Genomic DNA, 14,121 nt, shown 5'->3' on the forward strand with positions numbered 1-14,121 from the left:
GATCCACAAATGTTCAGAAGAGCGATCAATAATCTGTTATCCAATGCCCTGCGTTATACCCCGGAGGGACAGGCCATAACCGTCTCAATAAGAAAGCAGGAGAGCTTTTTTGACCTTGTGATTGAAAATCCAGGGAAACCGATCCCTGAAGAACATTTATCAAGGCTGTTTGACCGTTTTTATCGGGTGGATCCATCCAGACAACGAAAAGGAGAAGGCAGCGGCATCGGCCTTGCGATTGTGAAGTCAATCGTGGAAGCACATCACGGAAGAGTGCAGGTGGAATCAGACGTACGCTCCACGCGTTTTATCTTATCCGTGCCCAGACTGGAGAAAATGATCCCGGAAACCCAATGCTGAAAATAAAGATGTAAATGACAAAGATGTCATTAGCCTGTCATGCAGCAAACAGAAGCCATTCGATATAATTAGTGCAACTTATCAGGAAGGCTGGATTGCTTCATCAATACCCGGCGTCAGAGTACGCCAGGAAATGAATATCCAGCCCTCTTCCGGAGAAATAAACGCTGCCGAACTTGTTTCAGTTATGGAACTGAAAACACCGGTTGTACTTCCCCGGACATCACTAATTCAGAAATGGAGAGTTATCATGAAAAATATCGTATTAGCATCTTTGCTGGGCTTTGGTTTAATTTCATCGGCCTGGGCCACTGAAACCGTGAATATCCATGATCGCGTCAACAATGCACAGGCTCCTGCTCACCAGATGCAGTCTGCTGCGGCTCCTGTCGGGATCCAGGGGACTGCTCCTCGTATGACCGGTATGGACCAGCATGAACAGGCCATTATTGCTCATGAAACCATGACGAACGGCTCGGCGGATGCGCACCAGAAAATGGTGGAAAGTCATCAGAAGATGATGGGAAATAACACGGTATCCACGACCGTCCCGTCAACGTCTTACGCGGCGATGAATGAGCATGAAAGAGCAGCGGTTGCCCATGAATTCATGAATAACGGGCAATCCGGCCCACATCAGGCCATGGCCGAAGCGCACCGCCGCATGATCAATGCAGGCTGAATGCGACGGTAGTATCCGTGCTGTTACCTTTTCCCTGATAGATTTTCCTGAAACAACGTTGCTACATTTTTGCCCCCCGTCAGGGGGCTTTTTTGTCTGACTCAGCTACACTTAACCGGTACCTGTCTGAAAGGAATTATTATAGGGGTCTGACGCTCAGTGGAACGAAAACTCACGTTAAGCGATTGTGGCTGAGAAAAACCAAAGGATCCGGCGAGGATCCTTTGGTGTGCTGACATGACCAGTTTCTTTTGGGATATTTTTTCCCTGCATGAAGTCCTTTATGTCCTGATCATAATGCCATTAAAAATTCTATGCTATGGCTTCGCTATTTTAGACATTCCCTAACAGCTTTGTCTAAATCCGCCACATAAATTGGGGTAGGATGCCCAGATTTCATTTTCCATACAGTATATCCTCCCTTTGTTGCTTTGCCGCGCAGCTCTGTCTGCTTTCCTTCTGTGATTGACCTGCTCCCCGTTGATTAGTACACCCCGATGTTAGTAATGTCTTCATAAGCCACATGAGGACATCCCCATGAAGAAGCGTTTTTCCGACGAACAGATCATCAGTATTCTCCGCGAAGCCGAAGCTGGGGTACCCGCCCGTGAACTCTGCCGCAAGCATGCCATTTCCGATGCCACGTTTTACACCTGGCGTAAGAAGTATGGCGGTATGGAGGTGCCTGAAGTTAAGCGCCTGAAGTCGCTTGAGGAAGAGAACACCAGACTCAAGAAGCTGCTTGCCGAAGCCATGCTGGATAAAGAGGCGCTTCAGGTGGCTCTTGGGCGAAAGTACTGACGACAGACCAGAAGCGGGAAGCCGTGATGTTGATGTGTGATGCGACCGGTCTGTCGCAACGTCGTGCCTGCAGGCTTACAGGTTTATCCCTGTCGACCTGCCGCTATGAGGCTCACCGTCCGGCTGCTGATGCGCATTTATCAGGGCGCATCACTGAGCTGGCACTGGAGCGCAGGCGTTTTGGCTACCGTCGTATTTGGCAGTTGCTGCGCCGTGAAGGGCTTCATGTTAATCATAAGCGCGTGTACCGGCTTTATCACCTCAGTGGCCTGGGCGTAAAACGCAGAAGACGTCGTAAAGGGCTGGCAACAGAACGTCTGCCGCTGCTCCGTCCGGCGGCGCCCAATCTGACCTGGTCGATGGATTTCGTCATGGACGCACTTTCCACCGGTCGCAGGATCAAGTGTCTTACCTGCGTCGATGATTTCACAAAGGAATGCCTGACGGTCACTGTTGCCTTTGGGATTTCAGGCGTTCAGGTCACGCGTATTCTGGACAGCATTGCACTGTTTCGAGGCTATCCGGCGACGATAAGAACTGACCAGGGGCCGGAGTTCACTTGCCGTGCACTGGATCAATGGGCCTTTGAGCATGGTGTTGAGTTGCGCTTAATCCAGCCGGGCAAGCCAACGCAGAACGGATTTATTGAGAGCTTTAACGGACGATTTCGCGATGAATGTTTGAATGAGCACTGGTTCAGCGATATCGTTCATGCCAGGAAAATTATTAATGACTGGCGGCAGGATTATAACGAATGCCGCCCGCACTCCACGCTGAATTATCAGACACCGTCTGAATTTGCAGCGGGCTGGAGAAAGGGTCATTCTGAGAATGAAGATTCCGACGTTACTAACTGAGTGTTGTATCTAATCGTGGGGGCAGGTCAGCCTGACCGTACTGCTGAATTCAAATCAATGATTAGATTGCCATACCACTGCATCATCTCCCTCCTTCCCTCTAGATACTGAGCATGGTTATACGTTCCACGAATTGAGTTCTTATCGACGTGAGCCAGTTGTAGCTCGATCCAAGCTGAGTTAAATCCCTGCTCATGCAAAATAGTACTCATCGTGTGGCGGAATCCATGCCCCGTAACACGCCCGGCATAGCCGATACGCCTGACCAGCACAGTCAATGCCATATCACTCATCGGTTTCTTTGGATTATTACGTCCTGGGAACAGCAACGTTCCCGCTCCCGTCATGGGTTTAAGCTGATTAAGCAAGTCAATTACCTGGCTTGATAACGGAACCAGATGAGGGCGGCGCATTTTCATGCGCTCTGCTGGCACGTTCCAAACCTTCCGCTCAAAATCAAACTCCTGCCACTCCGCTTGCCTCAATTCCCCAGGCCTTACTCCAGTCAAAATAAGTAATTGCATCGCTATTTTAACAAGTACACTACCTGCGTAGGTGTTCAGAGTTTGAAGAAACTCTGGCAATTCATCCTGGGTCAAAAAAGCATAGTGCTCTTTCTCATGGGGAGCTACTGCGCTGGCTAGATCAGGAGCTGGATTGTACTCAGCCCTGCCAGTCACAACGGCATACTTCCAGACCTCTCCACAACGCTGGCGAACCTTACGGACCTTCTCAGTTGCTCCTCGAACTTCTATCTTTGAAAGAACAGCAAGCAACTCCATCGGTTTGATATCTTTGATTGGCCGGTGACCGATATAAGGGAACACATCCTTTTCAAAGGTTCTCAACATTTCTTCGCGGTAGGAGACAGACCAGCGGTCATAGCGACGCTGATACCACTCCCGCGTGATAGCCTCAAAAGAGTTTTCTGCATCTTGTTGACGACTAAGTTTCTCAATTTTCCGTTCAAGAGAAGGATCGTTGCCAGCCGCTAATGTCCTTTTTGCATCCTCACGCTTATTTCTGGCTTCAGCTAAAGAAACATCGGGGTAAACGCCAATAGCGAGCAGCTTCTCTTTACCTAGCGAACGGTATTTGAGACGCCAGTATCTTTTACCGTTGGGATTAACCAGCAGGTAAAGACCACCACCATCAGCGAGTTTGTAGGGCTTATCTTTAGGTTTTGCAGTTTCAACCTGACGAGCTGTCAGCTTCATTGGGGGTACCTCTCAGCAGGGGGTACAATTATACCCCCATCCATACCCCCACATTGAGCTTGACCCTGGGGGAGTACAATTGAGTTCAATAGACTAATAGAATGCTATAACTGCTGATTTATCAAGGGAAAATTGAGTTTGGTAGACTTCAGAAGACTTGAGTTTGGAGCGGGCGAAGGGAATCGAACCCTCGTATAGAGCTTGGGAAGCTCTCGTTCTACCATTGAACTACGCCCGCGAAGAGGTGCGTGGGCCATTATAGACCTTACGCACCCTCTGACAAGCCCAAACTATGCTAACTGCTGATAAAATAGCCTGTTAGCACTTAGGTTTACTCCCCTGCGGCGGTAAATAACGCAGAGGATCAATCGCCGTTGCGCGATAGCGAATCTGGAAATGCAGGCGTACAGATGCCGCATCAGTGCTACCCATGGTGGCAATTTTCTGCCCGGCCTTCACGCTCTGCCCGTTGTTCACCAGTAGCGTATCATTATGCGCATAAGCGGTAATGTAATCCTCACTGTGTTTAATCATGATGAGGTTGCCATAGCCCCGCAGCTGGTTGCCGACATAAACTACCTTCCCTGCCCCCGCCGCATAAACCGGTGTGCCGCGCGCAGCTGAGATATCAATACCCTTGTTGCCGCCATCCGCCGTTGAATAAGGCAGGATCACTTTTCCGCTGGCAGGCCACAGCCAGCAGCGTTGTCCCACAGGCGGCCAGGATGACTGCGGTACGGAGGACGACGGTCTGACTGCCGCTGTTTTTGTAGAAGATTTTGTGGTGCTCTTGCCGGTAGTCGGGCTGGTTTTCGTGCTACCGCTAAGCTTCAGCCTTTGCCCTACTTCGATGGTATAGGGAGGAGATATGTTGTTGAGACGGGCGAGATCCCTGACGCTGGTACCGGTAGAGCGCGAAATCGCGTACAGCGTATCGCCACGCTTCACGGTATACGTAGAGCCGGAATCAGATGAACTGGAACATCCTGCAACGATCAGGCTGCCTACCAACATTATCAAGATATAAAAGCGTTTACTCATCAGACATTCTGCACTAAACACGAACGTTCACCTCCAAACCAGAGGTAATTATCATACCAGCCAGCCGGACGATCCCCAATCGCTTCGGCTCAACCTGATGTATTAAACGGATATCCCTGTGCAATAATATCCATCAGCGCGGGCAAGTAAGGCATGGACGGTAATTTCACCAGCGCCGGATAAAATATTTGTGGCGAGGGGAATACATCCACCACGTAGCACTGGCTGAGTTTCTCCGCGTCGACTTCTGAAGAGGGTAGCAATGTCGCGGCTTCAAGGCCGGACTCCAGCCAGTCGAGGATCACTCCCGGCTGTGTGATATGCATGATCACCCTGGCGTTCACACCAGATTTACGAAACAAATCCATGAGCATTTCGTAAGTCCCTGAATCCTTCGCTCTGTGCAACAACACCAACGGCAGTGCCGCCAGTGATGTGTAGTTATAGGGATTCGATGGTGGACCCGACAGACATTTTTTATTGATAACCGCCACCAGCTTAATCGGGTCAAAAGAAACATAATCAAAACCTTCACTACGATAGGGCCGTTGTATTAGCGCCAGGTCAATTCCACCTTCCGTTAATAACGTTTCAAGATGGCTAGAGTCAGTAACTGAAATATTTATCGTGGTTTCTGGATTACGTCGATGAACCTCCATCAATAACGCTTTAAAATAATTCTGATAGAGATGCGTTAATCCAATTCTTAATTCAGTTCGGTTTTTCTGCGCAATGTCTGCCGTTTCGCGAGCCGTGTCCTCAACCTGACGTAATATTTCACAGCCTTTTCGATAGAGGAAAAATCCGGCTTCCGTGGGTTCAATACGGTTTCCGCGGCGCATAAAAAGCGATACCTGAAGTTCTTCCTCCAGTTCCTGAATTCGTTTACTGAGTGGCGGTTGCGCCATGTTCAGCGATTTCGCCGCCTGGCTGACGGAACCTTGCTCCACCACCCGACAAAAATACCGTAAGCGCTTCAAATCCATCATGATCACCTGTAGTTTCATTTATCTCCAGTATCACACTTACCTGGGAAAATAAAAAGCCAGCCCATTACACATCATATTGGTTAATCACTATTTAACACGTCATTAAAATAAACTTTTTTGATCTACTGACCATCCGGTAAACGGTATTTGTTTAAAAGCGCCATGGGAAATATTGTGCCGGCAGCGAAACTTCTTTTCCAAAGGAACATCCCATGGCAAATGCTGATTACAAAACACCCTCAACGGTGCATGATTTACGCTCCGCACTCGAACTTCTTAAAACACTGCCCGGCGAATACGTTGAGACCAATACCGAAGTTGACCCACACGCTGAACTCTCCGGTGTTTATCGCTATGTTGGCGCAGGCGGCACCTGCCAGCGTCCAACACGCAAGAACGGTCCAGTAATGGTCTTCAATAAAATCAAAGGATTTGCAGATATCAGCGTAGCAATTGGCCTGAACGGCTCACGTCAACGTGTCAGTCATTTTCTTCAGTGTGAACCTGAAAAACTGGGGCATCTGCTGAAGGATTCTGTGGAAAACGCAATCGCACCGGTAATAGCCCAGGGGAGTGCCGTATGCCAGGACGTCGTGCATCTGGCGAGCGATGCCGATTTTGACCTGCGTAAATTACTGCCTGCACCAACTAATACCGAAGAGGACGCTGGTCCCTATATCACTATGGGCCTGTGCTATGCCTCGGACCCGGAAACCCACGAATCCGACATCACCATTCACCGTCTGTGCGTACAGAGCCGTGACGAGCTCTCGATGTGGCTGACACCGGGCCGCCATATTGATGCGTTTCGTATGAAAGCAGAGGCTGCCGGACGGCCACTACCGATCTCTATCAGCATCGGGGTGGACCCCGCGATTGAAATTGCCGCCTGTTTTGAACCCCCCACTACCCCACTGGGCTTTAACGAACTGAGCATCGCAGGCGCACTGCGCGGGAAGGCGGTTGAGATGGTTCAGTGTAAAACCATCAACGAAAAAGCCATCGCGCATGCCGAGATCGTGATTGAAGGCGAGCTGCTGCCAAACGCACGTGTACGGGAAGACCAGAACACCAATACCGGTCGTGCTATGCCCGAGTTTCCCGGCTATACCGGCGAAGCCAAAGAGTCTATCCCAGTCATCAAAGTGAAAGCCGTGACACACCGCATCAACCCTATCTGGCGCACCACCGTAGGTCCAGGCGAAGAACACGTCAATATGGCCGGGATCCCTACCGAAGCCAGCATTCTGGATATGGTTGAACGTGCCATGCCGGGAAAACTGCTCAACGTTTTCGCCCACTCTGCAGGCGGCGGTAAGCTGCTGGCAGTTCTGCAGTTTAAAAAATCATCCCCGGCGGATGAAGGCCGTCAACGTCAGGCGGCTTTGCTGGCTTTCTCTGCGTTCCCGGAACTGAAACATGTCATCCTGGTAGATGAAGATGTTGATATTTTCGACAGCGACGACGTGCTATGGGCTATGCAGACCCGCTATCAGGGCGATGTCGATACGATTACGATCCCCGGTGTCCGCTGCCACCCTCTCGATCCGTCACAAGTACCAGAATACAGCCCGAGCATTCTGCAACAAGGGATGTCCTGTAAAACGATTTTCGACTGTACGGTGCCATTCCACCTAAAGCACAACTTCCAGCGTTCTGCATTTAAAGATGTGGATGTGAAGCGCTTCCTGCCGGATTTCGAATAAAGGATCGCACCATGACAGCACGCATCATCATAGGTATCAGCGGAGCATCCGGATTTCAGTACGGTGTAAAAGCGCTGGAGCTGCTTCGCCCGCTTCCCGTTGAGGTCCATCTGGTTGTCTCGAAAGGCGCAGAAAAAACCTGCGAACTGGAGACGGATTACCGCCTGGATGAAGTTATGGCACTGGCTGACGTGGTGCATCCCATCGCTAATCTTGGGGCAGCTATCTCCAGCGGTTCATTTAAAACGCTGGGTATGCTGATTGCGCCTTGTTCAATGCGCTCACTGGGCGCAATCGCCCACAGCCTGACGGACAACTTGCTCACCCGGGCAGCGGACGTGGTACTGAAAGAGCGACGTCGTCTGGTGCTGCTAGCCAGAGAAACGCCGCTGAACCTCGGTCATATTCGCAACATGGCCGCCGTCACCGAGATGGGTGGAATTATCTTTCCGCCAGTGCCGGCGCTTTACCAGCGTCCGCAAACGGCAGACGACATCATTACTCATAGCGTTAATCGCGCGCTCGATTTGTTTGACCTTGAGATCAACAACATCCCTCGCTGGGGTGAAGGCGAACTACGTTTTAATTAACAGGATATTCTGCAATGCTAATCGGCCCATATGTAAATGGCTCCGCCGTCATAATTGGTGGACTAGTTGGCGCAATGGCGGGCGGTAAGCTCCCCGAACGCGTCAAAACAGCGCTGCCAATGACCTTCGGTCTGTGCTCCGTTGGTTTAGGCATCACCCTGGTGCTAAAAGTAAAATATATGCCCGCCGTGGTCCTCGCCATGGTGATTGGTGCAATTCTTGGTGAGCTACTGCATCTGGAAAAGGGCATTGGCAAAGCCGCTGGCTCCACGCGTGGATTGATCAATAAAGTTCTGCCGCCGGTCAACGGGCTTGGCCATGATGAATTCACCGAGAAATTCGTCGCGATTCTGGTGCTCTTTTGCGCCAGTGGCACCGGCATTTTCGGTGCGATGACCGAAGGTATGAGTGGCGATCCGTCGATTCTGTACATCAAAACGATTCTGGATCTATTTACCGCTGGGATCTTCGCGACGCTGTTAGGTTACGCGGTGATGACCATTGCTATCCCACAAATCATTATCCAGGTCGCGCTGGCGATGCTGGCAGTGGTTATTCTGCCGATGATCACCCCGGACATGATGGCGGATTTTTCCTGTGCTGGCGGATTGCTAATGGTCGCGACCGGATTGCGCATCTGCAACATTAAACTATTTCCGGTCGCCAACATGCTTCCAGGGCTTGTTTTGGTAATGCCTTTGTCCCATTTATGGGCTACCCTAGTGGCCTGAGTACATGACCCGGCGGGTTTGTGCCGGGTTATTTTTTCTTTTCAGGAGTTGTCATGGCCGGGGAACATGTCGTTTTGCTGGATGAGCAAGATATACCTTCAGGTATACTCGAGAAGTATGCCGCCCACACCCACAATACCCCTCTACATCTCGCGTTTTCCTGTTGGATTTTTAACGACCAGGGACAACTGTTAGTTACCCGTCGTTCACTGCACAAAAAAGCCTGGCCGGGTGTCTGGACAAATTCGGTGTGCGGTCATCCACAATCAGGGGAAACAACTGAAGACGCCATTATCCGTCGCGCCCGCTTCGAGTTGGGAGCTGACATTCGCGCACTCACGCCCGTATACACTGATTTTCGCTATTGTGCCGCAGATCCCAGTGGAATTGTGGAAAATGAAGTTTGCCCGGTATATGCCGCACAGCTAATCAGCACGCTACAGCCTAATGCAGAGGAAGTGATGGATTCTCGGTGGAGCAATCTTGAGGATGTGTTATGCGGGATTGACGCTACACCGTGGGCCTTCAGCCCGTGGATGGTAATGCAGGTTTCAGACGATAAGGCGCGTAAATTATTGCGCGCATTTTCCAACGGTCATTAATTGCCGGATGACAACGCAAAAGCGTTTTATCCGGCCTACGAATCGTCTCGCGTAGGCCGGATAAGGCATCAGCCGCCATCCGGCAGTTCACATCTTACTTAACCGGGCGCATTGCCGGGAACAGGATCACGTCGCGGATGGTGTGACTGTTAGTGAACAGCATAACCATACGGTCGATACCAATACCCAAACCAGCAGTCGGCGGCAGACCATGTTCCAGAGCGGTGACGTAGTCTTCGTCGTAGAACATCGCTTCGTCATCGCCTGCATCTTTAGCGTTAACCTGATCCTGGAAACGCTGTGCCTGATCTTCAGCATCGTTCAACTCGCTGAAACCGTTACCGATTTCGCGACCGCCAATAAAGAATTCAAAGCGGTCGGTGATTTCCGGGTTTTCATCATTACGACGCGCCAACGGAGAAACCTCTGCCGGATATTCGGTGATGAAGGTCGGCTGAATCAGGTGCGCTTCCGCCACTTCTTCAAAGATCTCCGTCACGATACGGCCCAGACCCCAGCTCTTCTCAACTTTGATGCCGATAGATTCAGCAATCGCTTTCGCTGAGTCGAAGTTGTCCAGATCCGCCATATTGGTTTCCGGACGGTATTTCTGAATCGCTTCGCGCATGGTCAGTTTTTCGAACGGTTTGCCAAAGTCGAAGACTTCTTCACCGTAGGGCACTTCGGTCGTTCCAAGAACGTTCTGTGCCAGAGTACGGAACAACGATTCGGTCAGTTCGATCAGATCTTTGTAGTCCGCATAAGCCATGTAGAGTTCCATCATGGTGAACTCAGGGTTATGGCGAACAGAGATGCCTTCATTACGGAAGTTACGGTTAATTTCGAATACGCGTTCGAAACCACCAACCACCAGACGCTTGAGGTACAGTTCCGGCGCAATACGCAGGTACATGTCCAGATCCAGCGCGTTATGGTGGGTGATGAACGGACGTGCTGCCGCACCGCCGGGGATCACCTGCATCATTGGGGTTTCAACTTCCATAAAGCCGCGGCCCACCATGAACTGACGAATACCCGCCATGATCTGTGAACGCACTTTAAAGGTGTTGCGGGATTCATCGTTAGAGATGAGATCCAGGTAACGCTGGCGGTAACGCGCTTCCTGATCCTGCAGACCATGGAATTTATCCGGCAGTGGACGCAGGGCTTTGGTCAGCAGACGCAGCTCGGTGCAATGGATGGACAGTTCGCCGGTTTTGGTCTTAAACAACTTACCTTTCGCGCCGAGGATATCGCCCAGATCCCATTTTTTGAACTGCTCGTTGTAGACGCCTTCCGGCAGATCGTCGCGCGCAACGTACAGCTGAATACGGCCGCCAACATCCTGCAGCGTAACGAATGATGCTTTACCCATAATACGACGGGTCATCATGCGGCCAGCAACGGATACCTCAATGTTCAGCGCTTCCAGCTCTTCGTTTTCTTTCGCGTCGAAGTCAGCGTGCAGTTGGTCTGAGGTATGATCGCGACGGAAATCGTTCGGGAACGGGATCCCCTGCTCACGCAGGCTAGCCAGCTTCTCACGACGCGTTTTCAGTTCATTGTTAAGGTCGGCTACCGCGTCAGCGCCCTGTGCGTGTTGTTCAGACATGTTGGTTCCTCATAACCCTGCTTTCAAACTTGCTTCGATAAATTGATCCAGGCTGCCATCCAGCACTGCCTGCGTGTTGCGGGTTTCAACCCCGGTACGCAGATCTTTAATGCGGGAGTCATCAAGGACATAAGAACGAATCTGGCTACCCCAGCCGATGTCGGACTTGGTGTCTTCCATCGCCTGTTTCTCGGCATTCTTCTTCTGCATTTCCAGTTCATAAAGCTTTGCTTTCATCTGCTTCATGGCCTGGTCTTTGTTCTTGTGCTGGGAACGGTCGTTCTGGCACTGCGTTACAATCCCGGTCGGGATGTGAGTGATACGCACCGCAGATTCCGTACGGTTAACGTGCTGACCGCCCGCACCCGAGGCGCGGTAAACATCGATACGCAGGTCTGCCGGGTTGATATCGATATCAATATCATCGTCAACTTCCGGATAAACAAACGCAGAACTAAACGACGTATGGCGACGGCCACCGGAATCGAACGGGCTCTTACGTACCAGACGATGTACACCAGTTTCCGTGCGCAGCCAACCGTAAGCATATTCTCCAGCGATTCTGATGGTCACGGATTTAATACCCGCCACTTCGCCTTCAGACTCTTCAATAATTTCCGTCTTAAAGCCGCGAGCTTCAGCCCAACGCAGATACATACGCATCAGCATGCTGGCCCAATCCTGCGCTTCGGTACCGCCGGAGCCGGCCTGAATATCAAGATAGCAATCTGCGCTGTCATATTCACCGGAGAACATACGACGGAATTCCAGCTGTGCCAGTTTATCTTCCAGCGTATCGAGTTCTGCTACGGCTTCGTTAAAGGTTTCTTCGTCGTCGGCTTCTACAGCCAGTTCCAGCAGGCCGGAAACATCTTCCAGGCCCTGGCTCATCTGGTCGAGCGTGTCGACAATGGCCTCAAGGGATGAACGCTCTTTACCCAGCGCCTGCGCGCGTTCGGGTTCATTCCAGACGTCAGGCTGTTCAAGCTCGGCGTTTACTTCTTCCAGACGCTCTTTCTTAGCATCATAGTCAAAGATACCCCCTAAGAACGTCAGAGCGTTCCGTGAGGTCCTGAATGCGGTTATTTACCGGATTAATTTCAAACATGGTCTGATTTCTTTTATTGAACGAGTCAAAATGCGGTTATAAGAGCGGGATTGTAACCAATTCACGCTCTTTTTTATAGATATAGTGACGCTAAAGTGGCCAGATATTATCGATAATAATTTGCAATGAGCGGTTGCCGCGAAACTCATTAATATCCAGTTTGTAGGCAAGCTGAACTTCGCGAACACCGTTATCCGGCCAGCAACGGGTGTCGACGTTAAACGCAATACCGTCCAGCAGCGGCCCGCCGCCAACCGGTTCCACCATCACTTTCAGGTGACGCTCACCAACCAGGCGTTGCTGGAGCAGGCGAAAATGTCCATCAAACAGCGGCTCCGGGAACATTTGCCCCCACGGACCGGCATCACGCAGCATTTGCGCGACTTCCATGGTCATCTCTGCCGCACTCAGCGGACCATCAGAGACTACCTCACCCTGTAATAAAGCAGGGTCTAGCCATTCTGTTACCAGCTCGCCAAAACGCTGCTGGAAATGCTCGAACTGCGCTTCTTCCAGCGACAGGCCTGCTGCCATCGCATGTCCGCCAAACTTGATGATCATGCCGGGATAAAGCGTATCCAGACGCTCCAGCACATCACGCATATGCAGTCCCTGGATCGAACGTCCGGAACCTTTTAAGGTGCCATCCCCCGCAGGAGCAAAAGCGATTACCGGACGATGGAAACGCTCTTTAATACGCGATGCCAGAATGCCGACCACCCCCTGGTGCCATTCGGGATGATACATCGCCAGGCCCCCCGGGAGAGTGTCACTACTGCGCTCCAGTTTTTCACACAGGGTCAGAGCTTCTGCCTGCATACCCTGTTCAATCTCTTTTCGCGTCTGGTTGAGTGCATCCAGCTCATTGGCCAGCATACGCGCCTCACCAATGTTGTCGCACAGCAACAGCGCAACGCCGACGGACATATCATCCAGACGACCTGCCGCGTTCAGCCGAGGGCCAAGCGCAAAACCTAAATCACTGGCGGCCAGTTTAAGCGGGTCGCGATTGGAAATCTCCAGTAGCGCCTTAATGCCAGGGCGGCACTTTCCCGCACGAATTCTGCTTAAACCTTGCCACGTCAGGATACGGTTATTGGCATCCAGCGGCACCACGTCTGCTACCGTGCCCAAAGCAACCAGATCGAGCAAATCGGCCAGATTAGGCGGTGCGATACCACGTTCATCAAACCAGCCTTTGTCACGCAGGAAGGTGCGCAGCGCCAACATCAGGTAGAAGGCTACCCCCACGCCTGCCAGCGATTTCGACGGGAATTCACAGTCGTGCAGGTTAGGATTGATGATTGCTTCCGCGCCCGGCAGCGTATCACCGGGTAGGTGGTGATCGGTCACCACCACCGGAATATTCAGCGTTCTGGCATGCTCAACCCCCGCATGAGAAGAGATGCCGTTATCCACAGTAACGATCAGTTGAGCGCCCCGGGCATGCGCCTGATCCACGACTTCCGGGCTTAAGCCATATCCGTCTTCAAAACGGTTGGGCACCAGGTAGTCAACATTACTACAACCCAACGCACGCATCGCCAGGATGCTCAGTGCCGTGCTGGTCGCACCATCGGCATCGAAATCCCCCACCACAATGATGCGGGTTCCTTCGCGAAAGGCGTTATAGAGGATCTCAACCGCTTTTTCGACGCCGTTCAAATGCTGCCACGGCAACATCCCTTTCACGCTGCGTTCAAGCTCCTGCGCACTACGCACGCCACGACTGGCGTACAAACGACGCAACAAGGGAGGTAAATCCGCAGGCAGTTCGGCAGTCTCGTCGGCCTCACGCCGACGGAGTTGTATCTGTTGTTTCACG

Annotated in this window: 13 protein-coding genes and 1 tRNA gene; 7 read left to right on the plus strand and 7 right to left on the minus strand. The window is 51.5% G+C overall.

Going from position 1 to position 14,121, the window contains the following annotated elements; all coding sequences use genetic code 11:
- The 3 genes from QMN38_RS20950 to QMN38_RS20960 all read left to right on the plus strand — a co-directional run.
- Nucleotides 1-360: ATP-binding protein (locus QMN38_RS20950; RefSeq protein ID WP_323605911.1), on the plus strand; the 360-nt coding region annotated here is incomplete at its 5' end.
- Nucleotides 361-610: 250 nt separating this feature from the next.
- Nucleotides 611-1,042 (plus strand): silver-binding protein SilE, encoded by a 432-nt coding sequence (gene silE / locus QMN38_RS20955; RefSeq protein WP_000790483.1) that lies wholly within the window; start codon nucleotides 611-613, stop codon nucleotides 1,040-1,042.
- A 537-nt stretch (nucleotides 1,043-1,579) separates the two neighbouring features.
- Nucleotides 1,580-2,700 (plus strand): IS3-like element ISSen4 family transposase gene (locus tag QMN38_RS20960; RefSeq protein WP_085950818.1). Its coding sequence is split into 2 segments (ribosomal slippage): nucleotides 1,580-1,838 and nucleotides 1,838-2,700, totalling 1,122 coding nucleotides; the frame shifts between segments, so codons are not numbered across the junction.
- A 26-nt stretch (nucleotides 2,701-2,726) separates the two neighbouring features.
- On the opposite strand, the gene QMN38_RS20965 is transcribed toward QMN38_RS20960, so the two are convergent.
- The 4 genes from QMN38_RS20965 to QMN38_RS20980 form a co-directional block, all read right to left on the minus strand.
- Nucleotides 2,727-3,917, minus strand: a complete 1,191-nt coding sequence (locus QMN38_RS20965) for a tyrosine-type recombinase/integrase (protein ID WP_048998164.1) — start codon at nucleotides 3,915-3,917, stop codon at nucleotides 2,727-2,729.
- Between the two features lie 164 nt (nucleotides 3,918-4,081).
- Nucleotides 4,082-4,155, minus strand: a tRNA-Gly gene (locus QMN38_RS20970).
- 80 nt (nucleotides 4,156-4,235) lie between these two features.
- Nucleotides 4,236-4,958, minus strand: coding sequence for an amidase activator ActS (gene actS / locus QMN38_RS20975; RefSeq protein WP_271442494.1), 723 nt, complete (start codon nucleotides 4,956-4,958; stop codon nucleotides 4,236-4,238).
- A gap of 89 nt (nucleotides 4,959-5,047) precedes the next feature.
- Entirely contained in the window at nucleotides 5,048-5,944 is an 897-nt protein-coding gene (locus tag QMN38_RS20980) for a LysR family transcriptional regulator (RefSeq protein WP_271456192.1), read from the minus strand.
- Nucleotides 5,945-6,159: 215 nt separating this feature from the next.
- Between QMN38_RS20980 and QMN38_RS20985 the strand changes: the two genes are divergently transcribed.
- From QMN38_RS20985 to idi, 4 genes are read left to right on the plus strand one after another with little or no spacing between them, the layout of a single operon-like run.
- Nucleotides 6,160-7,653 carry a UbiD family decarboxylase gene (locus QMN38_RS20985; protein WP_271449891.1) on the plus strand — a complete coding sequence of 498 codons (1,494 nt, stop codon included), beginning with the start codon at nucleotides 6,160-6,162 and terminating at the stop codon, nucleotides 7,651-7,653.
- Nucleotides 7,654-7,664: 11 nt separating this feature from the next.
- Complete coding sequence (locus QMN38_RS20990; RefSeq protein ID WP_271449890.1) at nucleotides 7,665-8,243, plus strand: UbiX family flavin prenyltransferase; 579 nt, start codon at nucleotides 7,665-7,667, stop codon at nucleotides 8,241-8,243.
- Between the two features lie 14 nt (nucleotides 8,244-8,257).
- Nucleotides 8,258-8,974 (plus strand): DUF554 domain-containing protein, encoded by a 717-nt coding sequence (locus tag QMN38_RS20995; protein WP_271442491.1) that lies wholly within the window; start codon nucleotides 8,258-8,260, stop codon nucleotides 8,972-8,974.
- Nucleotides 8,975-9,027: 53 nt separating this feature from the next.
- Nucleotides 9,028-9,576, plus strand: a complete 549-nt coding sequence (gene idi, locus QMN38_RS21000; protein ID WP_271442490.1) for an isopentenyl-diphosphate Delta-isomerase — start codon at nucleotides 9,028-9,030, stop codon at nucleotides 9,574-9,576.
- A 94-nt stretch (nucleotides 9,577-9,670) separates the two neighbouring features.
- On the opposite strand, the gene lysS is transcribed toward idi, so the two are convergent.
- From lysS to recJ, 3 genes are all read right to left on the minus strand, one after another.
- Nucleotides 9,671-11,188: a lysine--tRNA ligase gene (gene lysS, locus QMN38_RS21005; protein ID WP_115642921.1), complete on the minus strand. Its 1,518-nt coding sequence runs from the start codon at nucleotides 11,186-11,188 to the stop codon at nucleotides 9,671-9,673.
- Between the two features lie 9 nt (nucleotides 11,189-11,197).
- A protein-coding gene (prfB, locus tag QMN38_RS21010) for a peptide chain release factor 2 (RefSeq protein WP_096878465.1) occupies nucleotides 11,198-12,296 on the minus strand; the annotation gives its coding sequence in 2 pieces (ribosomal slippage) (nucleotides 11,198-12,220 and nucleotides 12,222-12,296; 1,098 coding nt in all).
- 90 nt (nucleotides 12,297-12,386) lie between these two features.
- A complete protein-coding gene (recJ, locus tag QMN38_RS21015; protein ID WP_323605913.1) occupies nucleotides 12,387-14,120 on the minus strand; it encodes a single-stranded-DNA-specific exonuclease RecJ in 1,734 nt (577 codons plus the stop codon).
- Nucleotide 14,121: the final 1 nt, after the last annotated feature.

The sequence above is a fragment of the Citrobacter sp. R-1.5.2 genome, assembly GCF_035064245.1.
In the GTDB taxonomy this organism is placed as follows: Bacteria; Pseudomonadota; Gammaproteobacteria; order Enterobacterales; family Enterobacteriaceae; genus Citrobacter.

Bases quoted from the DNA above. Each gene is read 5' to 3' on its own strand.
- QMN38_RS20965 (WP_048998164.1), bottom strand. From the start codon at position 3,917: ATGAAGCTGACAGCTCGTCAGGTTGAAACTGCAAAACCTAAAGATAAG.
- QMN38_RS20995 (WP_271442491.1), top strand. From the start codon at position 8,258: ATGCTAATCGGCCCATATGTAAATGGCTCCGCCGTCATAATTGGTGGA.
- idi (WP_271442490.1), top strand. From the start codon at position 9,028: ATGGCCGGGGAACATGTCGTTTTGCTGGATGAGCAAGATATACCTTCA.
- actS (WP_271442494.1), bottom strand. From the start codon at position 4,958: ATGAGTAAACGCTTTTATATCTTGATAATGTTGGTAGGCAGCCTGATC.
- QMN38_RS20985 (WP_271449891.1), top strand. From the start codon at position 6,160: ATGGCAAATGCTGATTACAAAACACCCTCAACGGTGCATGATTTACGC.
- QMN38_RS20990 (WP_271449890.1), top strand. From the start codon at position 7,665: ATGACAGCACGCATCATCATAGGTATCAGCGGAGCATCCGGATTTCAG.
- lysS (WP_115642921.1), bottom strand. From the start codon at position 11,188: ATGTCTGAACAACACGCACAGGGCGCTGACGCGGTAGCCGACCTTAAC.
- silE (WP_000790483.1), top strand. From the start codon at position 611: ATGAAAAATATCGTATTAGCATCTTTGCTGGGCTTTGGTTTAATTTCA.
- QMN38_RS20980 (WP_271456192.1), bottom strand. From the start codon at position 5,944: ATGGATTTGAAGCGCTTACGGTATTTTTGTCGGGTGGTGGAGCAAGGT.